Source organism: Streptomyces sp. NPDC041108, from assembly GCF_055592645.1.
The window spans coordinates 873,482-895,812 of sequence record NZ_JBVIYK010000001.1 but is presented as its reverse complement, the minus strand read 5'-3'; the positions used below and the strand labels follow the sequence as shown (position 1 = coordinate 895,812).

At 72.4% G+C, this 22,331-nt stretch carries 18 protein-coding genes and 2 pseudogenes; 13 read left to right on the top strand and 7 right to left on the bottom strand.

Annotated elements, in window-relative coordinates:
* The first annotated feature begins 4 nt into the window (after positions 1 to 4).
* The 6 genes and pseudogenes from tal to ACZ6BB_RS03715 all read left to right on the top strand — a co-directional run bounded on the left by tal (position 5) and on the right by ACZ6BB_RS03715 (position 6,563).
* The gene (gene tal, locus ACZ6BB_RS03740; protein WP_471613692.1) at positions 5 to 1,186 is read left to right on the top strand and encodes a transaldolase; all 1,182 of its coding nucleotides are present in this window, start codon (positions 5 to 7) and stop codon (positions 1,184 to 1,186) included.
* Entirely contained in the window at positions 1,183 to 2,712 is a 1,530-nt protein-coding gene (gene zwf, locus ACZ6BB_RS03735; RefSeq protein WP_471613691.1) for a glucose-6-phosphate dehydrogenase, read from the top strand. Before tal ends, zwf begins: the two co-directional genes overlap by 4 nt.
* Positions 2,709 to 3,674 carry a glucose-6-phosphate dehydrogenase assembly protein OpcA gene (gene opcA, locus ACZ6BB_RS03730; RefSeq protein WP_471613690.1) on the top strand — a complete coding sequence of 322 codons (966 nt, stop codon included), beginning with the start codon at positions 2,709 to 2,711 and terminating at the stop codon, positions 3,672 to 3,674. The genes zwf and opcA overlap by 4 nt, the downstream gene beginning before the upstream one ends.
* A gap of 1 nt (position 3,675) precedes the next feature.
* Positions 3,676 to 4,557, top strand: a complete 882-nt coding sequence (gene gnd / locus ACZ6BB_RS03725) for a phosphogluconate dehydrogenase (NAD(+)-dependent, decarboxylating) (protein ID WP_471613689.1) — start codon at positions 3,676 to 3,678, stop codon at positions 4,555 to 4,557.
* 114 nt (positions 4,558 to 4,671) lie between these two features.
* Positions 4,672 to 5,013, top strand: a pseudogene (locus ACZ6BB_RS03720) (TIM barrel protein); the annotation flags it as partial.
* Between the two features lie 74 nt (positions 5,014 to 5,087).
* Positions 5,088 to 6,563: a pentapeptide repeat-containing protein gene (locus ACZ6BB_RS03715; protein WP_471613688.1), complete on the top strand. Its 1,476-nt coding sequence runs from the start codon at positions 5,088 to 5,090 to the stop codon at positions 6,561 to 6,563.
* Here ACZ6BB_RS03715 and ACZ6BB_RS03710 read toward each other — a convergent pair.
* Together ACZ6BB_RS03710 and ACZ6BB_RS03705 are read right to left on the bottom strand one after the other, a co-directional pair.
* Entirely contained in the window at positions 6,550 to 8,373 is a 1,824-nt protein-coding gene (locus tag ACZ6BB_RS03710; RefSeq protein ID WP_471613687.1) for a bifunctional sugar phosphate isomerase/epimerase/4-hydroxyphenylpyruvate dioxygenase family protein, read from the bottom strand. The genes ACZ6BB_RS03715 and ACZ6BB_RS03710 overlap by 14 nt on opposite strands.
* A 114-nt stretch (positions 8,374 to 8,487) precedes the next feature.
* The gene (locus ACZ6BB_RS03705) at positions 8,488 to 9,387 is read right to left on the bottom strand and encodes a shikimate dehydrogenase (RefSeq protein WP_471613686.1); all 900 of its coding nucleotides are present in this window, start codon (positions 9,385 to 9,387) and stop codon (positions 8,488 to 8,490) included.
* A gap of 186 nt (positions 9,388 to 9,573) precedes the next feature.
* Here ACZ6BB_RS03705 and ACZ6BB_RS03700 point away from each other — a divergent pair, with 186 nt between their 5' ends.
* The 6 genes from ACZ6BB_RS03700 to ACZ6BB_RS03675 all read left to right on the top strand — a co-directional run bounded on the left by ACZ6BB_RS03700 (position 9,574) and on the right by ACZ6BB_RS03675 (position 16,139).
* Positions 9,574 to 10,239 (top strand): TetR family transcriptional regulator, encoded by a 666-nt coding sequence (locus ACZ6BB_RS03700; RefSeq protein ID WP_467344770.1) that lies wholly within the window; start codon positions 9,574 to 9,576, stop codon positions 10,237 to 10,239.
* A 381-nt stretch (positions 10,240 to 10,620) separates the two neighbouring features.
* A complete protein-coding gene (locus tag ACZ6BB_RS03695) occupies positions 10,621 to 11,961 on the top strand; it encodes an MFS transporter (protein WP_471613685.1) in 1,341 nt (446 codons plus the stop codon).
* A 290-nt stretch (positions 11,962 to 12,251) separates the two neighbouring features.
* The gene (locus ACZ6BB_RS03690; RefSeq protein WP_471613684.1) at positions 12,252 to 12,815 is read left to right on the top strand and encodes a hypothetical protein; all 564 of its coding nucleotides are present in this window, start codon (positions 12,252 to 12,254) and stop codon (positions 12,813 to 12,815) included.
* Positions 12,816 to 12,866: 51 nt separating this feature from the next.
* Positions 12,867 to 13,445 carry a TetR/AcrR family transcriptional regulator gene (locus ACZ6BB_RS03685; RefSeq protein WP_471613683.1) on the top strand — a complete coding sequence of 193 codons (579 nt, stop codon included), beginning with the start codon at positions 12,867 to 12,869 and terminating at the stop codon, positions 13,443 to 13,445.
* Positions 13,442 to 14,887 carry an MFS transporter gene (locus ACZ6BB_RS03680; protein ID WP_471613682.1) on the top strand — a complete coding sequence of 482 codons (1,446 nt, stop codon included), beginning with the start codon at positions 13,442 to 13,444 and terminating at the stop codon, positions 14,885 to 14,887. The genes ACZ6BB_RS03685 and ACZ6BB_RS03680 overlap by 4 nt, the downstream gene beginning before the upstream one ends.
* A 25-nt stretch (positions 14,888 to 14,912) precedes the next feature.
* Positions 14,913 to 16,139 carry a serine hydrolase domain-containing protein gene (locus ACZ6BB_RS03675; protein ID WP_471613681.1) on the top strand — a complete coding sequence of 409 codons (1,227 nt, stop codon included), beginning with the start codon at positions 14,913 to 14,915 and terminating at the stop codon, positions 16,137 to 16,139.
* Between the two features lie 101 nt (positions 16,140 to 16,240).
* On the opposite strand, the gene ACZ6BB_RS03670 is transcribed toward ACZ6BB_RS03675, so the two are convergent.
* From ACZ6BB_RS03670 to ribA, 4 genes are all read right to left on the bottom strand, one after another.
* On the bottom strand, positions 16,241 to 17,383 hold the full coding sequence (locus ACZ6BB_RS03670; protein WP_471613680.1) for a saccharopine dehydrogenase family protein: 1,143 nt from the start codon (positions 17,381 to 17,383) through the stop codon (positions 16,241 to 16,243).
* A gap of 8 nt (positions 17,384 to 17,391) precedes the next feature.
* Positions 17,392 to 18,432: a saccharopine dehydrogenase gene (locus ACZ6BB_RS03665; protein WP_471613679.1), complete on the bottom strand. Its 1,041-nt coding sequence runs from the start codon at positions 18,430 to 18,432 to the stop codon at positions 17,392 to 17,394.
* Complete coding sequence (locus ACZ6BB_RS03660; RefSeq protein ID WP_471613678.1) at positions 18,429 to 19,574, bottom strand: NAD(P)/FAD-dependent oxidoreductase; 1,146 nt, start codon at positions 19,572 to 19,574, stop codon at positions 18,429 to 18,431. Before ACZ6BB_RS03660 ends, ACZ6BB_RS03665 begins: the two co-directional genes overlap by 4 nt.
* A gap of 195 nt (positions 19,575 to 19,769) precedes the next feature.
* Positions 19,770 to 20,429, bottom strand: a complete 660-nt coding sequence (gene ribA, locus ACZ6BB_RS03655) for a GTP cyclohydrolase II (RefSeq protein ID WP_471613677.1) — start codon at positions 20,427 to 20,429, stop codon at positions 19,770 to 19,772.
* Between the two features lie 77 nt (positions 20,430 to 20,506).
* Between ribA and ACZ6BB_RS03650 the strand changes: the two genes are divergently transcribed.
* Positions 20,507 to 21,301: a creatininase family protein gene (locus ACZ6BB_RS03650; RefSeq protein ID WP_471613676.1), complete on the top strand. Its 795-nt coding sequence runs from the start codon at positions 20,507 to 20,509 to the stop codon at positions 21,299 to 21,301.
* A gap of 119 nt (positions 21,302 to 21,420) precedes the next feature.
* Here the strand turns inward: ACZ6BB_RS03650 and ACZ6BB_RS03645 are convergent.
* A pseudogene (locus ACZ6BB_RS03645) lies at positions 21,421 to 22,161 on the bottom strand (lysylphosphatidylglycerol synthase transmembrane domain-containing protein); the annotation flags it as partial.
* Positions 22,162 to 22,331: the final 170 nt, after the last annotated feature.

Below are 22,331 nucleotides of genomic sequence, written 5' to 3'. Positions count from 1 at the left end.
GAAGATGATCACTGTGAGCACCGAAACAGCCGTGACGGCCCTCGTCGCGGATCCCCTGAAGCGCCTAGCCGACGAGGGCGTCTCCGTCTGGCTCGACGGCCTCTCCCGCACCGGCGTCGCCTCCGGCGGCCTCGCGAAGCTCGTCGAGAAGCGGCACGTCGTCGGTGTGACGACCGACCCGTCCGTCGTCCGGGCCGCGATCGGCTCCGGAGAGGGCTACGAGGACCAGCTCGACGAGCTCGCCGTGCGCGGGGTGACGTCCGAGGAGGCCGTCCGGATGATGACGGCCGCCGACGCCCGCGCCGCCGCCGACGTGCTGCGCCCGGTGTACGACGCGACGGCGGGACGGGACGGCCGGGTGTCCGTCCAGGTCGACCCCCGGCTGGCCCACGACTGCGCCGCGACCGTCGCCGAGGCCAGGCAGCTCGTATGGCTCGTCGACCGCCCCAACCTGATGGTCAGGATCCCGGCGACGAAGGCGGGCCTCCCGGCGATCACCGAGGCCGTCGGGCTCGGGATCAGCGTCGACGCCACCCTCATCTTCTCGCTGGAACGCCACTACGAGGTGATGCACGCCTATCTGGCGGGCCTGGAGAAGGCGCGGGCGGCGGGTCTGGACCTGTCCGCCGTCCACTCCGTCGCCTCCTTCTTCGTCTCCCGCCTCGACGCCGAGATCGACCGGCGGCTGACCCTGCTCGGCACGCCGGAGGCACTGGGCCTGAGGGGCCGCGCCGCGCTCGCCAACGCGCGGCTCGCCCACGAGGCGTACGAAGAGGTGTTCGGCGAGGCCGACGGCACTCAGCACCCCGGCAGCCGGTGGACCGCCCTCTCCGGGGCCCGCGCCAACAAGCAGCGCCCACTGTGGGCCTCGACGGGCGTGACGGACCCTGCCCACCGGGACACCCGGTACGTGGAGGAGCTGGTCGCGCCCGGCACCGTCAGCGCGATGCCCGGGGCCACGCTCGACGCCATCGCCGAACGGGGCGTCGTCCGTGGGAACACGGTGAGCGGCGGGTACGCACAGGCCCGTGCGGACCTGGCGGCCGTGGAGGCGCTCGGTGTCTCCTACGAGGAGGTCGTGGGACTGCTGGAGAACCAGGGCGTCGCCGCGTTCGGGGCGGCGTGGCAGGACCTGTCGGACGTGGTGGCGAAGTCGCTGAACAGCAAGGGAGTTGATGGGGAATGACCGCCGAGTGGCACAACCCGCTCCGGGACGCGGAGGACCGCCGGCTCCCCCGGATCGCGGGCCCGTCGGGGCTCGTCATCTTCGGGGTGACCGGTGACCTGTCCCGCAAGAAACTGATGCCGGCCGTGTACGACCTGGCCAACCGGGGTCTGTTGCCGCCGGGCTTCTCGCTCGTGGGCTTCGCGCGCCGGGACTGGGAGGACGAGGACTTCGCGCAGATCGTGCACGACGCGGTCCGCGAGCACGCCCGCACCGAGTTCCGTGAGGAGGTCTGGCAGCAGCTCGCCGAGGGGATGCGGTTCATCCCCGGCGACTTCGGCGACGACGAGGCGTTCAAACGGCTCCGCGAGGCCGTCGAGGAGCTGGACACCTCCCGGGGCACGGGCGGCAACTTCGCCTTCTATCTCTCCGTGCCGCCGAGCATGTTCCCGAAGGTCGTCAAGCAGCTCAAGAAGCACGGGCTGGCCACTCCGCCCGCGGGTTCCTGGCGGCGCGCGGTCATCGAGAAGCCGTTCGGTCACGACCTGGCCAGCGCCCGCGAGCTGAACGCGGTCCTGCACGACGTGTTCGACCCCGAGCAGGTGTTCCGCATCGACCACTACCTCGGCAAGGAGACCGTCCAGAACATCCTGGCGCTCCGCTTCGCCAACCAGATGTACGAGCCCCTGTGGAACCGCAGTTACGTCGACCACGTCCAGATCACGATGGCCGAGGACATCGGCATCGGCGGTCGCGCCGGGTACTACGACGGCATCGGCTCGGCCCGTGACGTCATCCAGAACCACCTCCTGCAACTGCTGGCCCTGACCGCCATGGAGGAACCGGCCGCGTTCGACGCGGAGTCGCTGCTGACCGAGAAGCTGAAGGCCCTCAGGGCCGTACGGCTGCCGGACGACCTGGGCCGGCACACCGTGCGCGGGCAGTACGCGGCCGGCTGGCAGGGGGGTGAGCGGGTGCCCGGCTATCTGGAGGAGGAGGGCATCGACGGCTCCTCGACGACGGACACGTACGCGGCGGTCAAGCTCGGCATCGACAACCGGCGTTGGGCGGGGGTGCCCTTCTATCTGCGGACCGGCAAGCGGCTGGGCCGGCGGGTGACGGAGATCGCGGTGGTCTTCCAGCGTGCCCCGCACTCCCCGTTCGACTCAACCGCCACCGAGGAACTGGGGCAGAACGCGGTCGTCATCCGGGTGCAGCCGGACGAAGGGATGACCGTGCGCTTCGGTTCGAAGGTGCCGGGTACCTCGATGGAGATCCGGGACGTCACCATGGACTTCGCGTACGGCGAGTCGTTCACCGAGTCCAGCCCGGAGGCGTACGAACGGCTGATCCTGGATGTGCTGCTCGGCGACGCCAACCTCTTCCCCCGCCACCAGGAGGTGGAGGAGTCCTGGAAGATCCTCGACCCGATCGAGGAGTACTGGGCCAAGCAGGGCAGGCCCGCGCAGTACGCCTCGGGCAGCTGGGGCCCACAGGAAGCGGACGAGATGCTCGCACGAGACGGACGGAGCTGGCGCAGGCCATGAAATTCGACCTGACTGACACCACGGCAAGCAAGATCAACAAGGCCCTGGTGCAGGGCCGCCGGGCCATCGGCACGCCCGCCGTGGGCATGGTCCTCACGATGGTGATCGTGACGGACGAGGAGAACGCGTACGACTCGATCAAGGCGGCCGAGGAGGCCTCGCACGAGCACCCCTCGCGCACCCTGGTCGTCATCAAGCGGCACGCCCGCACCCCGAAGGACCGCACCAAGTCGCACCTGGACGCCGAGGTACGGGTCGGCGCCGACGCGGGCACCGGCGAGACGGTCGTGCTGCGGACGTACGGCGAGGTGTCCGACCACGCCGACTCCGTGGTCCTGCCGCTGCTGCTGCCGGACGCGCCGGTGGTGGTGTGGTGGCCGGTGAACGCGCCGGAGAACCCGGCGAAGGACCCCCTCGGCGCGCTGGCCCAGCGCCGGATCACCGACATGTACGCCGTGGAGTCCCCGCTCGCCGCCCTGGAGCAGCGCAGCGCCTCCTACACGCCGGGCGACACCGATCTCGCCTGGACCCGGCTGACGCCGTGGCGTTCCATGCTGGCGGCCGCCCTCGACCAGGCCAAGGAGACCATCACCTCGGCCGCCGTGGAGAGCGAGGCCGACAATCCGAGCGCCGAACTGCTGGCCCGCTGGCTGGAGGCCCGGCTCGGCGTGTCCGTCGAGCGGGTCCTGACCGCCGGGCCGGTGGTGACGGGCGTACGCCTCGGCACCGCCCGGGGCGAGGTCGTCATCGACCGCCCCGAGGGCCCGCTCGCCACGCTCACGCTGCCGGGCCAGCCGTCGCGGACCCTCGCCCTGAAGGTGCGCCCCACCTCCGAGCTGATCGCCGAGGAACTGCGGCGCCTGGACGCCGACGAGATGTACGCCGTCGCCCTGCGCGGCGGCGGGAGCACCGACGACAAGCCCCTCCGGAACGTTTCCGACGCCCAGGGAGAAGTGAACTGACATGCAGCTCGGTCTGATCGGTCTCGGCAGGATGGGTGGCAACATGCGCGAGCGGATCCGCCGCGCGGGCCACACCGTCGTCGGCTACGACCGCAACCCCGACGTCTCCGACGTGGGCAGCCTCGCCGAACTGGTCGAGCGCCTCGACGGGCCGCGCGCGGTCTGGGTGATGGTGCCCGCCGGCGGCGCCACCCAGTCGGTCGTCGACGAGCTGGCGGAGCTGCTGTCGCCCGGTGACACGGTCGTCGACGGCGGCAACTCCCGCTGGACGGACGACGAGAAGCACGCCGCCGAGCTGGGTGCCAAGGGCATCGGCTTCGTCGACGCGGGTGTCTCGGGAGGCGTGTGGGGGCTCCAGAACGGCTACGCGCTGATGGTGGGCGGCGACGAGGAGCACGTGCAGCGGCTCCAGCCGATCTTCGAGTCCCTCAAGCCGGAGGGGCCGTACGGCTACGTCCACGCGGGCAAGGTGGGCGCCGGGCACTTCTCCAAGATGGTCCACAACGGCATCGAGTACGCCATGATGCAGGCGTACGCCGAGGGCTGGGAGCTGCTGGAGAAGGTCGACTCGGTGACGAGCGTGCGGGAGGTGTTCCGCTCCTGGCAGGAGGGGACCGTCATCCGGTCCTGGCTGCTGGACCTGGCCGTCAACGCGCTCGACGAGGACGAGCACCTGGCGAAGCTGCGCGGCTACGCCGAGGACTCGGGCGAGGGACGCTGGACCGTCGAGGCCGCCATCGACCACGCGGTGCCGCTGCCGGCGATCACCGCCTCGCTGTTCACCCGCTTCGCCTCCCGTCAGGACGACTCCCCCCAGATGAAGATGATCGCCGCGCTCCGCAACCAGTTCGGGGGGCACGCGGTGGAGGAGTCGACCGAGTAGGCGGCGGCACCTCGCAACGACGAACGGAGAGTTCCCCGCGCCCCGCCAGGGCGCGGGGAACCGCGCGAGGAGGGCGCTCGACGAGTACGACATCCGTCTGGTCCTCCACCCGTACCGCACTCCTTCCACCTCTCCGGAGCGGATCCGACGGCGGACATCGCGGCGATGATGCATTACGCGGGTGACAGGCTCCGGCACGTCCACATCGCCGACTCCTTCAACCACGAGGGCTCCAGCGGGCTGCGGTACACCCTCAACCCGCCCGGCATCACCGCCCGGATCCACCAGCACCTGGACATCGGCCAGGGCGAGGTCGACCGGGACGCCTTCTTCGGCACCCTGCGTGAGCCGGCCTTCGACGGCGTCGCCACGGCCTGCGTCTTCGCCTGGGAGGAACGCGCGAAGGAGTCCTCCGCGTTCATGCTGGACCGCATCACCAAGGAGCTCACCTCGTAGCGGGCGAGCTGGCGAAGTCTGCGGCCGCTGGGCGTGGTTGACAGGTACAGGCGTTGCGGGTGAGATGCCCGTTGATGATGATCAACGATCTGACGGCGGCCGAGCAGCGGGTGTGGGACGCCTTTCCGCTCGGCGCGGCGGTGGACTTCACCACCGCCGGTCCGGGAACGGGCGAGGGCGGGAGCGTGGCGGACGGCTCCGGCTGGGGCCCCGAGCGGACCGTACGGGCCCGGGTGCTGCGGGCGTTGCTGCTCACCGCTCCGCAGCAGGAGGGCGAGGTCGCCGCCCTCAAGATCGAGGGCGCCCGGATCACCGGTGGGCTGGAGCTGAAGTACGCGGCGATCGACGACGTCGTCCGGCTGAGCGGCTGCCACTTCGACGAGGTCCCCGACTTCTCCGGCGCACGGTTCACCTACCTCAACCTGACCCGGTCCGTACTGCCCGGAATGCGTTCGGCGCGCGTGCGGGTGGACGGCGGGCTGCGGTTGTCCGAGTGCCGCTTCCGGGGCCCGGTCCGGCTCACCGGGGCACAGATCTCCGGGACCCTGTTCATGGAGCGCACCGAGTTCACCGCGTCCGACGAGGAGCCCGCGCTACGGCTCAACCAGGCAGAGATCGGCGAGGAGTTGTGCGCCCCCGGGCTCCGCGCGCAGGGCGAGGTCAGGCTCGGCGGCGCCCATGTCGCCGGCACGGTCGACCTCGGACGGGCCCGCCTGCACCGGCCCGACGGCACCGCGCTCGCCGCGGAGACACTCTCCACGGAGTCCGATGTCGTGCTCCGCCACGCGGACGTACGCGGCCGGGTCGACCTGCGTGGCGCCCGGATCGGCGGCCAACTGGACCTGGCGTACGCGCGGCTGTCGAATCCCGGAGCCGTGGCGCTGCGGGTGAGCAGCTCCGTCATCAGCGAACTGTGGCTGCGCGACGGCCCCGCGATGGAGGGCGTCCTCAACATGCGCCGCGCCCAGATAGAGGTGCTGGTGCTGGAGCCGGACATGCTTCCGGAGAGGGTCCTGCTGAACAGCCTCACCTACACCTCCCTCATCCCGCACGAGCCCGCCCAGCGGCGGCTGCCCATGCTGGAGCGGGACGGGGAGGCGTATCTGCCGTACTCCTACGAGCAGTTGACCGCCGCGTACCGCAGGATCGGCGACGAGGACGCGGCCCGGCGCGTCCAGCTCGCGAAGCAGCGCCGGCATCGCGCCACGCTGCGCTGGTACGGGCGGCTCTGGGGGTACGCCCAGGACGCCACCGTCGGCTACGGCTTCCGTCCGCTGCGCGCGGCCGTCTGGATCCTGTCGCTGATGGCGGTGGGGTCCGTCGCGTACACGGTGCACCCGCCGAGCCCGCTGAAGGCGGACGAGGCCCCGCCGTTCAACGCGGTCGTCTACACCCTCGACCTCCTCCTGCCGATCATCGACTTCGGACAGGAACGGGCATACGCGCCCGAGGGGCCCGGACAGTGGCTGTCGTACCTGCTCGTCATCACCGGCTGGATCCTCGCGACGACGGTCGTCACGGGTGTGACGCGCACCGTCAGCCGCCAGTGACTCCCGCCCGTGACTCCCGCTGCCCGACCGGCCGCCCGGCGTGCTGGGCGGCGAGGCGCACGGGCGCGTTGGACGCGCCGTAGCCCTGATGGCCGCCGTCCCGCTGGACGAGTTCGAAGAAGACCCGGCCGACGGTCTCGGTGTAGCAGTGGCGGAACTCGCCGTCCGCGTCACGGTCGTAGAGGATGCCGAGTTCGCGGTACGTCTCCAGCTCACCGTCGGCGAACGCGAACCGTGCGGCCAGGTCGTCGTAGTAGTTGGCGGGGACGGCCAACAGCCGGCCCCCGGCCGCGCGGAAGGCGCGGGCCGCCGCGACCACGTCGTCCGTGGCGAGGGCGAGGTGCTGGGAGCGGGCGGCGCCTTCGCTCGGGGCGGGGCCGACCCCGAGGACGATCCGGACGGTGCCGTCCTCGGTGGTGACCGGCCGACTGCGGAACAGGCCGTAGGGGTCGGCGACGTCGACGCTGCCGCCGGGCCGCAGGCCGAGCACCGTGCGGTGGAAGAGGGCCGCCTCGTCGAACTGGTGCCAGGGCTGGGTCAGGGCGAGGTGGTCGAAGCGGCCGACGTGGCCCGCGGCCCCGGTGTGGTCCACGGGCCGGAAGTCCCCGGTCCAGCTGGGGAGTCCGGGGCGGTCGGTCGCGCAGAAGAAGAGTTCCGTGCCGTCGGGGGCGGCCACCGCGTCGAGGGCCACGTCCTCGGCGGCGCGGCGGCGCGGCAGCACCGGTGCGAGCAGGGCCTCGGCGCGGCGGGCGGCGCCGGCCGGGTCCGGTGACTCCAGTCCGATCGCGGCGAGCCGGGTGCCGTCGCGCCGGGCGGCCGGGCCGGTGTTGACCAGGACCCGGGCGTCGCCCTGCTGCCACAGGTCGACCGGCTTGCTGCGGTGCCGGGCGGTGCGGGCGAAGCCGAGCGCGTCGAGCAGCGCGCCCACCGGTTCGGCGTCGGGCGTGACCAGTTCGGCGAAGGCGACACCCGTGGGCACCACGCGCTCCGGCAGCGTGGCGATGCCCGCCGCCTCCTGGAGCATCAGCAGCGAGCGGTGGGCGTCCACGGCGGTGGGGCCGGCCTCGGCCTGCCGGAAGACGTCGTTGAAGACCTCCAGCGAGAGCGGGCCGTCGTAGCCGGTCGCCATGACGTGCCTCACCAGCGCGGTGACGTCCAGGCCGCCCTGTCCCGGGAAGCAGCGGTAGTGCCGGCTCCACTGCAGCACGTCCATCGCCATCAGCGGCGCGTCGGCGAGCTGCAGGAAGAAGATCTTCTCGCCGGGGATGTCCTCGACGGCCTTGGGATCGGAGCCCCGGGCCAGGATGTGGAAGCTGTCCAGGCAGGTGCCGAGCGCCGGATGGCCGGCCGCCTCCACGATGCGCCACGCGTGGTCGTACGTACTGACGTGCCGCCCCCACGCCAGCGCCTCGTATGCGACCCGGATGCCGAACTCCTGCGCAAGCTCGGCCAGTTGGCGCAAATGGTAGGCGGCGAGCGCGTCGTCGTCCTCGGCGAGCGGATGCACGCTGGAGCAGACGAGCACCGTGTCGCAGCCGAGCCGCCCCATCAGCTCGAACTTGTGCCGCGCCCGCCGCAGGTTCGCCTCGAACACGTCCGCCGGTACGGCCTCGATGTCCCGCATCGGCTGGTAGAGGTCGATGCCCAGCCCCAGGTCCGCGCACCGCGCCCGCACCTCCTCGGGGGTGAGCGGACTGGCGAGCAGGTCGTTCTCGAAGATCTCCACCCCGTCGAAGCCGGCCCGCGCGGCGGCGGTGAGCTTCTCGGTGAGGGATCCGCTGAGGGAGACGGTGGCGATGGACGTACGCATGGGGAACTCCTTGGAACGAGGGGCGTGCTCAAGCCCCGTGAAGCGGTCGCGGGGAACCGCGCGACCAGCCACGACGAATCCGCGGCCGGCCCGCCGGACCGGCCGTCCCGGCGCTCAGTTGCGCGCCCCCGCGACCCCGGCCAGCTCACCGATGTCCGCCAGCATCCGCGAGGTGTCGGGCTCACGCCCGGTGAACAGCCGGAACGCGTCGGCCGCCTGGAACACCGCCATCCCGCCCCCGTCCAGGGTGGCGCAGCCGAGCCCCCGGGCGACCCGCAGCAGCTCGGTCTCCAGCGGCCGGTACACCACTTCCGCGACCCACAGCCCGGGACGCAGCAGCTGCGCGGCGAACGGAAGTCCGGGGTGCGCGGCCATCCCCGTCGGCGTCGCGTGGACGATCCCGTCGGCCGTCCCGAGCAGTCCGGGCAGCGCGTCCGGCGTCGACGCGGCGGCCCGTCCCGGGCCGAAGTGGCGGTTGAGGGCGGCGGCGAGGCCGGTGGCCCGGTCGGGCATCGCGTCGACCACGGTGACGTGCTCCGCGCCGAGGGTGAGCGTGGCGTGGGCGACGGCCGCGCCCGCTCCCCCGGCACCCAGCTGCACCACCTTCTCCAGCGGGGCGTCGGGCAGGCCGCGGGCGAAGGAGGCGGCGAAGCCGGTGACGTCCGTGTTGTGGCCGACGGCGCGGCCGTCCTCGAAGACGACGGTGTTGACCGCGCCGAGGGCGGCGGCCTGGGGGGCGAGGCCGTCGAGGTGCTCGATGACGAGCTGCTTGCACGGGTGGGTGATGTTCAGCCCGTCGAAGCCCAGGTCGCGGGCGGCGCGGACGAGGTCGCCGACCGCCTCCGGCCCCACCCCGAGCTCGTGGATGTCGATCAGGCGGTACACGTAGCGCAGGCCCTGCCGGTCGGCCTCCCGCTCGTGCAGGGCAGGGCTGAGCGAGGGCCCGATACCTGAGCCGATGAGGCCGACGAGATACGAGTCCTGCTCGGCGGCAGGGTTCGAGTCCTGGGGCACGGCGGGGCCTCCTGAGCTGGCTAATGTACGAACTAGTACGTTAGTCATAGCATCTCGGGCCGACCCTGGGAAGGCCCGGCCACGAACGCGGCTGGCGGACCGGGGGCGGGACGGCAACTCGGCGCCGGGCCGCAGGACGCGGGCTTCTACAATCGCGGAGACTGGCCCCTTGCCCGAAGGAACGCGATGACCAGCGTCGAAGAACCGGCACGACCGAACGGGCGCATCCGTGACGCCGTCCGCACCAGGGCCGAGATCCTCGACGTCGCGACCGCGGAGTTCGCCCGTTCCGGGTTCGCCGGTGCACGCGTCGACGAGATCGCCGCCCGGACCCGCACCACCAAGCGGATGATCTACTACTACTTCGGCGGCAAGGAGCAGCTTTTCACGGCCGTGCTGGAGCGGGCGTACTCCGTGATCCGGCAGACGGAGCAGGAGCTGGACGTCGAGCACCTGGACCCGGTCGCGGCCATCCGCCGGCTCGCCGAGGTGACGTTCGACCACCATGAGGCGCACCCCGACTTCATCCGCCTGGTGAGCATCGAGAACATCCACGAGGCCGAGCACATCGCCTCCTCCGAGATGCTCGGCAGGATCGGCTCGCCCGCGCTGGACGTGATCCGCCGGATCCTGGCGTCGGGCCGTGAGTCGGGCCTGTTCACGGCCGATGTCGACGCCGTCGACCTGCACGCGATGATCAGCGCCTTCTGCTTCTTCCGGGTCGCCAACCGGCACACCTTCGGCGCCCTCTTCGGGCGCGACCTGGTCGATCCCGGTCAGCGCGAGCACTACCGCACGATGCTCGGCGACATGGTGATCGCGTATCTGACGGCGGACCGCGCGGCGGACTGAGGCCGCCCCGCCGGGGCAACGGCCCCCGCGGGCTCGCGGCCGGTCACGGCTCGGCTCGGCTCACGGCCGATCTCGCCCGTTCCCGACCGGTCGCGGCCCGACTCACGGCCGATCTCGGCCCGGTTCCCGTCGGCCCGCGCCGGTCCGCGTCCGCCCCACGCCGGGAAGATCCTTCGGCGCGACCTCTTGACACCCGGGAAACGTCGGCGCAACATCCGTAGCCAACCGCTACTAACTACCCAGTGGGTTAATTAGCCCGGGTCGCACCCGGCGCGGCCGCCCCGTCACCCCCAGGGATCCGGCACCTCTCCCCCCGCCAGCACCCCCTGTTTTCCTCCGCCCCACTCCGCCTACGGTGGAGAGCCCTCGAAGGAGTACGCCGTGTCCGTCCCCGCCGCACCGCCCGGCCAGCCCCGGAAGGCCGCCACGGCCGCCTGGATCGGCAGCGCCCTGGAGTACTACGACTTCTTCATCTACGGCAGCGCCGCCGCCCTGATCTTCCCGACGGTCTTCTTCGACGAGTCCGACCCGGCCACCGCGACGCTGCTGTCGCTGGCCACGTTCGGCGTCGCGTACGCGGCCCGGCCGATCGGCGCGCTGGTCCTCGGACACTTCGGCGACCGGCTGGGCCGCAAGAAGATCATGGTCTTCACACTGATCCTGATGGGTGTGTCGACCTTCCTGATCGGCTGCCTGCCCACCCGCGACCAGGTCGGCACCCTCGCCCCGGTCCTGCTGGTGCTCTGCCGCGTGCTGCAGGGCATCTCGGCGGCCGGCGAGCAGGCCAGCGCGAACTCCATGACGCTGGAACACGCGCCGTCGGACCGGCGCGGCTTCTTCACGAGCTTCACCCTCAGCGGCACCCAGGGCGGGCAACTGCTCGCCACCCTGGTCTTCATCCCGATCGCGGCGCTCCCCGAGGACCAGCTGCTGTCCTGGGGCTGGCGCGTCCCGTTCTGGATGAGCATCGCGGTCGCCGTCGCCGGCTACGTCATCCGCCGCACCCTGGAGGAGACCCCGGCCTTCACGCAGCAGACCGAGTCCGAGGGCGTCGCGAAGCTGCCGCTGGCCATCCTGATGCGGGAACACTGGGCGGACGTGCTGCGGGTCGTCGCGGGGGCGCTGGTCGCCTCGGTCTCCACGATCTTCACCGTGTGGGCGCTGGCGTACGGCACGAGCGAGTCGGTCGGCCTGTCCCGTTCCTCCATGCTGTGGGTGGGCGCGCTCGCCAACCTGGTCGCGCTCGCCGCGATCCCGCTGTGGGCCACGCTCTCCGACCGCATCGGCCGCCGCCCGGTCTTCGCGATCGGCGCGGGCGGCAGCGCCGTGATGATGTTCGTCTACCTGTGGGCGATCTCGACCGGCGCCTACCCGCTGGTCCTGGTCCTCGGCATCATCACCTTCGGCGTCGTCTACAGCGCCGCCAACGGCATCTGGCCCTCCTTCTACGGCGAGATGTTCTCCACCCGCGTCCGGCTGTCCGGCATGGCCATCGGCACCCAGATCGGCTTCGCCGTCGCCGGTTTCGCCGTCACCTTCGCCGCGCAGATCGCAGGCCCGGACGGCGACGACTGGTTCGCCGTGGCCCTGTTCACCGCGGCCCTGTGCGTCCCGCCGGTCATCGCCGCCCTCACCGCCCGGGAGACCCACCGGATCCCGACCGACCTCCTCGGTGTCCGCACCCCGCGCGAGAAGAACGACCGGGAGCGCGTCGCGGCCTGAGCCCGGCCCAGGAAGGCGCCCCCGCGTCCCCGGACACCCCCGAGGTGTCCGGGGACGCGTGCGCTCTACGGACTCCCGGACTCCCGGGCCCCCGGACTCCGCGAGAGCGACCCCTGCACGGGGAGCTTCGCAGGTCGGGGGCATGATGGCCGCACCGCCGCGACCGCGCGGCACCGCTACCGGGGGCAAGGATGAGACGTACCGAGGATCCGTACAGAGCCACACCTCCTCCGTGGCAGGGATGGCCGTCGGCCGAAACGAGCCGGCGGCGCTGGAGGATCGCGCTGCTCGTGCCGCTGGCCGGGGTGGTCGGCTGCGGTCTGCCTCTGCTGGTCGTGGCGGGCGCGTTCACCCTGCTGCTGGTGGTGAGCCGCCTGTCGGTCCCCGTTCCCGACGGGGAGCCGCTCGCGCTGAGCCGGGCCGAGGTCACCGGCACCTGGGTCGACGAGCGGGGCGGGCGGCTGACGCTCAGGGAGGACGGGACGTTCGGGTCGGACGCGGTCTGCGGCGACTTCGGCGACAACGACGACGACCATTTCGAGGAGGTCGCCGCCCCGGTCCCCGGCGAGGGCGGCTGGGAACACGACGACACCGGGGACGACATCGACACGGGAGATCCCGTCTCGACGGTCCACCTCACGTTCGCCCCCTCCGGGATCTGGGCCCGCTACGAGGCCCGGGGCACGTCGAAGGACCCGGTCCTGTGGACCTACATCGGCGATCCCGACGAAGGCCGGCTCTGCGTCCTGGAGAAGGCGGGCACCGGCGCGGCGGCCAGCCACGGGCCGGACGACACGGCGGGCGGCTCCGCGACGGACGGCGAGAACCAGAGACAGGGGCAGAGGCAGAAGTAGAAGTACAAGTACAAGTAGACACTGTCTACAACCTGCTGGTAGACAGTGTCTATGAGCGAGCCGAACACGGGACTGCGGTCCCGGCTGGTCGAGGTCGGGGTCGAACTGGTGACGACGGAGGGCGTCCAGGCGCTCTCCCTGCGGGAGATCGCGCGGCGGGCGGGGGTGTCGCACGGGGCGCCCCGCCGTTACTTCCCCACCCATCTGGAGCTGCTGTCCGCCATCGCGCGCCGGGGCTTCGAGGACCTCGCAGCCCGGGGGGCGGCCGCGCTCGGGGACGGCACGGCGAGCCCGCGCGAGCAGATCGCCACGCTGGGCCGCGTGTACCTCGACTTCGCACTCACCCGGCGGGGCATGCACGAGCTGATGTTCCGTCACGATCTACTGGAGAGCGACGGGCTGGGGTTGCGCGACACCAGCCTGCCGATCTTCGGCCTGCTGGTGGACCTCGTCGGGCGTGCCCGGCCCGACGCCGACGCCCGGCTGGTCGCGGGGGCACTGCTGGCGAACCTCTACGGCATCGCCCAGCTGTGGACCTGGGGCAGCCTGCAACTCACCACGGGCGCCGACGCCGTCGCTCCCCTGCTGCGCACCGCGCTGGACGCGCACCTGGGGAGCGAGGACCGATGACGGCGACCACCGCGCGGACCGGCGCCGGACCGGACACACCGGTATCCGTACCCCACCGTCGTCTCACCCTCGCCAACAGCGTGTTCGGTGCCGTGCTGGTGGCCATCGACGGCACCGTCCTGACCATCGCCCAGCCGACGCTGCGCCGTGATCTGGACGCCACCCTCACCGAGGTGCAGTGGACCAGTACCGGCTATCTGATCGCCGTGGCGGGGCTGCTGGTGTTCGCGGGGCGGCTGGGCGACCGGTTCGGACATCGACGCGTCTTCGCCTGGGGCGTGCTGGGGTTCGGCGCGGCCTCCGCCGCCATCGGGTTCGCGCCCGGCGTGGGCTGGGTGATCGGGCTGCGGGTCGTCCAGGGTGTCTTCGGCGCGCTGCTGCAGCCCGCCACCCTCGGGATGCTGCGGGCCGCGTATCCCCCCGACCGGCTGGGGATGCCCATCGCGCTGCGGACCAGCGCGATCGGTGTGGCGGTCGCCGCCGGTCCGCTGGTCGGCGGTGTGCTGGTCGCCCAGCTGGGCTGGCGGGCGGTGTTCTTCCTCAATGTCGTTCCGGCGCTGGTCATGGGCCTGCTGGCGCTGACGGTCCGCCCCCCGCGGGTGCCGGACACGACGAGGGCTCCGAGCCCCGGGCTCGACCTGCCCGGCGCCGCGCTGCTCGCGGTGGTCCTGGCGGCGCTCGTGCACACGCTGACCGGGGTGCCGGAGCACGGCTGGACCGTGGCCGGCGTGCTCGGTCTGCTGATCGCGGCCGCGGCCGCCCTCGCCCTCGTCCGGCGCGAACGGCGTACGCCCGACCCGCTGTTGCCGCCTGCCGTGCTCGGCGCGGCGCCCGTGCGGGCGGCGCTCGGCGCGCTGGTGGCCGCGTCGGCGGCGATGCTCGGCGCGCTGTTCGTGTGCAGCTTCGTCCTGCAGGACGTACTCGGCCTGGACCCGCTGCGCACGAGCCTCGTCGCGCTGCCCGGCGGCGTGACGATGGTCCTCGGGGCGCCGCTGTCGGCCGTCGCACTGCGCCGGTGGGGCGCCCGCCCCACGGCCCTGACGGGCACGGTGCTGCTGGCCTCCGGTGTGCTGTCGCTGTCCCGGCTCGGCCCGGGCTCGTCCACGGTGGTGACCGGGGGCGGGTTCCTGCTGCTGGGCGCCGGTTTCGGCGCGCTGATGGTCACCGCGACCGCCGTCGTCGTCCGGCAGGCGCCGCCGGAGTCGGCGGGGGTGGCGGGCGGCCTGCAGCAGACCGCGATGAACGTCGGCCCCGCGCTGGGGGTGGCGGCCGCGACCTCGCTCATGCCGCTCGGTACGGGCCCCGCCCTGCTGCTCCTGGCCGGCGTGGCCGCGCTCGGCGCGCCTCTCGCCCTACGAATGCCCCGACCCGCCCGCCCCGCCAGGGATGGAACGCGATCAGTACGGAACGATGAGGACAACAGCGATGAACAAGGGCCGTGACCCGGGCGACCGGAGGAGAACCACCATGGAACGACTGCGCCGAGAGGTCGAGCCGCACGAGGCGGGCCTCGACCCGAAGACCCTGGCCCGTCTGGACACCTACCTGGCCCGGCAGGTCGACGAGGGCCGCCTGCCCGGCTATCTGCTGTCCCTGGCACGCGGCGGTCGCGTAGCCCATCTGACGACGTACGGGCAGCGCGACCGCGAGGCGGGACTCCCCGTCGAGACGGACACGCTGTGGCGGGTCTACTCCATGACCAAGCCCGTCACGTCGGTCGCCGCGCTGATACTGGTCGAGGAGGGCAAGCTGTCGCTCGCGGACCCGGTCTCCCGCCACCTCCCGGAGTTCGCCGAGCCGCGCGTGTACGAGTCCGGGTCGGGCGCCGACGTCCGGACCCGTCCCGCCGAGGGCCCGATCCTCGTCCGCCATCTGATGACCCACACCTCGGGCCTGACGTTCGGCTTCTACTACGACCACCCCGTCGACGCGCTCTACCGCGACGCGGGTCTGGAGAACTCCGTCCGGCCGGGCGCGACCCTCGCGCAGACGTGCGCGGAGTACGCGCGCCTGCCCCTGCAGTTCGAGCCGGGCTCGCAGTGGAACTACTCCGTCTCCACCAATGTCCTCGGCCGGATCGTCGAGGTGGTGTCGGGGCAGGACCTCGACACGTTCTTCGCCGAACGCATCCTCGGACCGCTCGGCATGACGGACGCCGGTTTCCAGGTCGGTCCCGAGCAGGCGGGCAGACTGGCCGAGCTGTACGGCGAGCAGGAGGACGGCTCGATCGCGCCCGTGCCGGGGCTGCCGCTGCGCGGCGGCCGGCCGCGCTTCCTCTCCGGCAGCGGCGGCCTCGCCGCCACCGCCCGGGACTACCACCGCTTCGCCGAGTTCCTGCGCCGGCGCGGCGAACTCGACGGCGTACGGCTGCTCTCCGCCGCGTCCGTCGATCTGATGACCGCCAACCAGCTGCCGGGAGGGGTCGACATCCACACCTACGGCAGTCCTTTCCACCGGCAGCCGGGCAACGCGGGCGTCGGCTTCGGGCTCGGTGTGTCCGTCGTCATCGACCCCGCCACCACCGAGTACCCGTCCTCGGCGGGAACGTTCGGGTGGACCGGGGCCGCGACGACGATCTTCTGGGTGGATCCGCGGCGGGACCTCACGGTGCAGTTCATGACGCAGGTACGGCGCCGGTCGTCGTTCTCGGTGTATCCGGAGTTGCGGAAACTGGTGCACGAGGCGGTGCACTGACCGCGGGCCGGCGCTCGGGCTCTCCTCGGCCCTCGTCACCCCGCCAGTGACGTGAGTCGGAGATGCGCTGCCCACCGCCGGCGAATCCCCGACTCACGTCACTAGGTGAACTCCACACCGGCACGCGCCAGTTCGGCCAGCCACGCCCGGGCCCGCTCTCCCGTCTCCGCGGCCCGGCTCAGGCCCGCCGGAAGTGATCCGTCCAGGATGTGTCCCACCCCGAGGGCGAGCGGGCGGGACACCAGGCGGGCCATCGCGCTCTCCTCCTTCGTGCCGACGGCGTCGAGGAGGTGGCGGCCGGACCAGCGCGCGCCCGACGCGGCCCGCACGTCGAGGGAGACGGCGAGGACGACCCGGTCGCGGTCGGCGTCGGTGGTCGGATGGCGCGCGGCCAGTTCGCCGGCCAGGGCGGCGATGCGCCGGTCGTCGCCCGCCTCCAGCTCCGCGAAGACCGGCGCCCAGGCCGTCAGCCAGCCGTCGAGGCGGAGGGTGCCCCGGACGAAGGTCCGCGGTTTCCAGGCCGGCGGGAGTCCGTACTGGGCGACGAAGGGCACGCTGTCGCGGTTGGGGTACGCCTCGAAGGTCTCGCCGTCGATGACATGGGGGCGGGTGGCCGTCCAGGGGCGGTCGGCCGTGGTCTCGACGCCGTCCTCGATGTAACGGGCGGGCGAGCGGAGGGCGTTCAGCACACCGGCCGGTGCCCAGCTGAAGCGGTACCTGAAGTCGTTGGGTACGGCCGGGACGCCGCCGCAGTACGAGGTCAGGGTGTAGGAGGCGGGCGTCTGCGGCCCGATCGCACGGGTGGCCCGGGCGATCAGGCTGTGCGCGAAGAGGTGGTCGATGCCCGGGTCCAGGCCCGCCTCGGTGAGCACGGTGACCCCGGCGGCACGGGCCGCCGGGACCCGCTCCAGGATCGCGTCCGAGACATAGCTGGAGCAGGCGAAGTGGGCCCGCGCCCCGACGCAGGCCCCGAGCAGGGGTCCGTGGTCCGGCGCCGGGAGCATCGAGACCACGGTGTCGCCGGGTGCCAGCTCGGCCGCGAGGGCCGGCAGGGTGTACGCGCGGGGCTCGGCGCGGCCCGTCAGCCCCAGCGCGGCCAGGGCCTGCCCGGCGCGCTCCTGACTGCGGTGCCACAGCCGTACCCCGGCGGCGGTGTCGCACAGCGCCGCCAGGCCGCTGCCCGTGGACAGTCCGGCTCCGACCCAGTGGACGGTACCGCTCGCGGGAACCACCTCGGCGGTCATCGGGGCACCTACCTCTCCGTGAGCCCCAGTCCGGCGCTCACCTCACGGAATCGGTCCAGACACCGGCCCCACGCCCCGCCGGTGCCGATGGCCGACAGCTGCGGCAGCAGCGCGGCCGAGAAGTCGGTGCTCGCCTCCCGGGGCAGCAGGGAGGGCAGGTTGTCGATGGCGATGAGGTCGAGCGGAGGGTGCTCGCGCAGTCGCCGTACGGGGTGGTCCCACTCCGTGGTGGTGTCGTACACCGGCAGCACGTTCAGGGGCGAGCCGACGTCCACGGTGACGTCCGAGAGCGTCCTCAGGCGGCGGTCCGGGCCGTCGAGGTCCTTGTCCGTCAGGAACGGCGGAACCGGGCTCGTCGTCAGCACCGTGTTGACCATCAGGTCGTGGGCGAGCAGGGCCCGCCGGTCGAGGTCGCGGGTCTCGGCCAGGTCCCAGCAGGTCGGCTCGACGCCCGCCTCGCCCAGCGCCGCCCGGGCGCCCTGCCCGCTGCGGCCCAGCGCGCCGATCACCAGTGCGGTCAAGTCGCCTTCCGACGCCCGGAGTTCGGCCTCCATCGCCTCCTTGGAGGTCGGCCGGAGAGGCGCACGCAGGGCGCCCCGGTGGTGCAGGACGGCGAGCGCGGCGCCCAGATAGCCGGCCCAGAAGCCGAAGGCGGCGAGCCTGCGCCCCTGCTCGTCCACCAGGTACTCCAGGTCGAGCAGCGCTCCGCCGCCGGCCGCGAACCTGCGCAGCAGCGCCTGTGCTCCGGGCTGACCCTTGTAGGCGTGCCCGAAGAAGATGTGACGATGGGTCAGCTCGGCCGGTTCGTCCGGGAGTTCCTTGAGGCCCACGATCACCGCGTCGGCCGGCGCGGACACCCAGGAGCCGGGGCCGGCCACCGCACAGCCGGCCTCCTGGTACTCCTCGACGGGGAAGATCCGCCGGGCGGACTCCTCGACGGTGATCCGTACTCCGCTCCCGACGAGCCGCCGGGCGTCGGACGGCACGATCGGGGTGCGGCGTTCGGTGGTGCGGGTCTCGTGGCGGAGCCACAAGTGGAGAGCGGTCATACGAGGTTGGCCTCCGGGCGCAGGGTGTCGGCCGTGAACCGGTCGACGCTCAGCGGGCTGATGTCGACGAAGGGTACGCGTCCGAGGTACAGGTCGCGGACCACCTCTCCGACCGCCGGGCCCTGGAGGAACCCATGGCCGGAGAACCCGGTCGCGTACAGGAAGCGCGAGCACGAACCGGCCTCGCCGATCAGGGCGTTGTGGTCCGGGGTGATCTCGTACAGACCCGCCCAGCCACCCGTGCGGCGGAGGTCGAGCAGGGCGGGCGCGCGGCGCTCCATGGCCTCGTACAGACGGGGGATCCAGCGGTCGTGGGTGTCGGTGGCGAAGCCGGGCCGTTCGTCGGGGTCGGACATCCCGACGAGGAGGCCGGGGCCCTCGGTGTGGAAGTAGAGGCTGCTGGTGAAGTCGATCGTCATGGGGAGGCCGGGCGGGAGGCCGGGGACCGGTTCCGTGACGGCGATCTGGCGGCGCAGGGGCTCCACGGGGAGGTCCACGCCGACCATGGCGCCGATGGACCGGGACCAGGCGCCGGCCGCGCACACGACCGTGTCGGTGACGATCCGGCCCTTGCTCGTGACCACGGCGGTGATCGTGTCCCGCCAGGTCTCGATGCCCAGGACCTCGCAGTTGCGCAGCACGGTCGCCCCGTTGCGGCGGGCCCCGGCGGCGTAGCCGTGGACCACGGACTCCGGCGTGCAGTGTCCGTCGTCGGGCGAGAACGCGGCGGCGAGCAGGCCCTCGGTGGAGATCAGTGGGGAGAGCCGCCGGGCCTCGGCCGGGTCGAGCATGCGGCTGGGCACGCCGAGGTCGTTCTGGAGCCGGACGCCCGCCTCGAACTGGGCGACCTCGTCGGGGGTCGTCAGGAGGAAGAGGTAGCCGACCCGGTGCAGTCCGATGTCGTGGCCGAGTTCCTGCCGGAAGCGGCCGAACGCCTCCAGGCTGCGGGCGCCGAGTTGGATGTTGAGTTCGTCGGAGAACTGCGCGCGGACGCCGCCGGCGGCCCTCGCGGTCGACCCGGAGGCCAGTTCGTCGCGTTCGACGAGGACGACGTCCTCCACTCCGGCGGCGGCCAGGTGGTGGGCGATGCTCGTCCCGATGACCCCTCCGCCGATGACGACGACCCGTGCGCTGCGGATCACGAACGCTCCCTTCGCCCGACCCCGGCCGGACGACCCGACCGAGTCAGGTCTTCCACCACGGGCGAACGTTCATGCGGAACACCCGTGTACCGGCGGTGCGGGGACGCCGTTCGTGGGGCGGTCCGGGCGGGCGCGGCGGCCGCTGCCGAAGCCTCGGGCCGCCCTCCGGGACGGCCGCCGCGCGGACCCCGGCGCTCAGGAGGAGTGGACCACGGCGTCCAGGTGCGGCAGGTAGTGGTCGAGCCGCTCCCGCTTGGTGCGCAGGTAGGTGATGTTGTCCTCGCACGGCGTGATCAGCAGCGGCACCTGCTCGGCGACCGTGATGCCGTGGCGCAGCAGCGCCTCCCGCTTGCGCGGGTTGTTCGACATCAGCCGGACCGACCGTACGCCGAGGTCGTGCAGCATCTCGGCGGCCACCCGGTAGTCGCGGGCGTCCACCGGCAGGCCGAGGGCGAGGTTGGCCTCGACGGTGTCCAGGCCCTCGGCCTGGAGCTTCATCGCCTGCAGCTTGGCGAGCAGACCGATGCCGCGGCCCTCGTGGCCGCGCAGGTAGACGAGGACGCCACGGCCCTCGGCGACGATCGACCGCAGGGCGCTGTCGAGCTGTTCACCGCATTCGCAGTGCTGGGAACCGAACGCGTCACCGGTCAGGCACTCCGAGTGCAGCCGTATGAGAATTCCCTCACCGTCGCTGATGTCGCCGTACACCAGTGCCACTTGTTCCTCGCCGCGGTCCTGGTCGAGATAACCTACGGCCTCGAAGTCGCCGTACGTCGTGGGCAGGGGGGCGTTCACCACACGTACGGCGCCGGAGGACTGGGCATTCGTGCCGAGTACACCAACATTTTCTGTCATGATCTGTTCCAATCTGGTAAGCCCTGGCGCCATGCGAAAATGACGGAGCATCAGCAGAGACGAAAGGCCGTGAAAAGATGAGCAGTTCGAGTCTTGTTCCGACGGACACCACCGCGGACGTCCGGGCGAGGGGGGCACGGGCGGCCGGCCGACAGGTCGCGGTGCTTCCCGTGGGCAGCTACGAGCAGCACGGCCCGTATCTGCCGCTGGCCACCGACACGCTCGTCGCCTGCGCCATATCCCGGGAGATAGCGGCCGCATATCCGGTGCATCTCCTGCCGCCGGTGACCATCGCCTGCTCGCACGAGCACGCGGCCTGGCCCGGCACCGTCAGCATCTCCGCGACGACCCTGCACGCGATGGTCCGCGACATCGCCGCTTCCCTGCGCCGCTCGGGCGTCGAGGCTCTGGTGGTGGTGAACGGTCACGGCGGGAATTATGTCCTGGGCAACGTCGTCCAGGAATCCACCGCGGCGGGACATCGAATGGCGCTTTTCCCGGCGATGGAGGACTGGGAAGCCGCCCGTGAACGGGCGGGCGTACAGACCTCGCTGCTCAGTGATATGCATGCGGGAGAAATAGAGACCTCCATACTTCTGCATTGCCATCCCGAATTGGTCCGGCCCGGTCACGAGACCACCGATTTCCTTGCCGACGACCGCCGTCATCTCCTCTCCCTCGGTATGTCGGCCTACACCGATTCCGGTGTCATCGGCCGTCCGTCCCTGGCATCCGCCGCGAAGGGGAAGGAGTTGCTGGCAGGGTTCGTCCATTCCTTCGGCGCGTACTTCTCGTTGGTCACCTCGGACGCCTGGGACACGGGAACGGTTCCGCCCGGGGAGTCCTCGGCGACCGCCTCGTCCGCCGTCTGACGGCGGGCCCGCAGGGAGCCGTACCAGCGTCCGACGAGTACGAGGGCCCCCGGGAGGGCGGCCGCGAAGCTGAGCACACCGTAGACGACGGCCACGGTCAGGCCCTGGGAGGCGCCGAGGCCCGCGGCGCCGAAGGACCAGGCGGTGACGCCCTCGCGGGGGCCCCAGCCACCGACGTTGAGCGGCAGGCTCATGGCGATCAGGGCCAGCAGCGCGAGGGGCAGCAGTTCCAGCGAGGTCGCGGCGGACCCGGCGACGCGTGCGGCGAGCAGGAACGTCGCCACGTATCCGGCCAGCACCGCCACCGAGGAGAGCAGCACGGCGGGGCCGCTGTCGCGGTTCAGCAGCGCGCCGCGCGCCTCGGTGAGGGCGGCCCGGACCCGGCCGCCCCGGCCTTCGCCCGTGCTCGGCCCCCGGACCGTCCGGACCACCGCCCGGATCGCGAGCGCGCCCAGCGCCACGAGCCCGGCCAGGCCGGCCGCGTGGCGGGTCTGCTCCAGGACCGGCGAGGGCAGCACCAGCAAAACCGTTACGCCCACCACCGCCAGCACCAGCTGGCCCGCGGTGCGCTCGATGACCACCGCGCGCACGCCCCGGCCCATGTCCCCGGAGTCCCGGCCGTGCCGCACCGCGCGGTGCACGTCGCCGAGGACACCGCCGGGCAGGGCCGCGTTGAGGAACAGCGCGCGGTAGTAGTCCGCGACGGCCGGTCTGAGGGGGAGATCGAGGCCGAGCGCCCGCGTCACCGCGCACCAGCGCCACGCGCTGCACACCGTGGTGAACACCCCGATCGCGACGGCCGCCGCCAGCGTCCCGCCGTCGATCCGCCGCAGCCCGTCCACGAAGACGCCGGTCCCCATCCGCCAGAACACGACGACGAGGATGACCGTTCCGGCGAGGGTGCCGAAGTGGGTGCGCAGGACGCGGGTGAACGCGGAGCCGCCGGCCTTCGAGGCCGTGGGCCCGTCCTGGACGGTGGAGCCGGAGCCGGCCGCCGCGACGGCGATCGGCTCCGCGGCCGCCCCGCGCG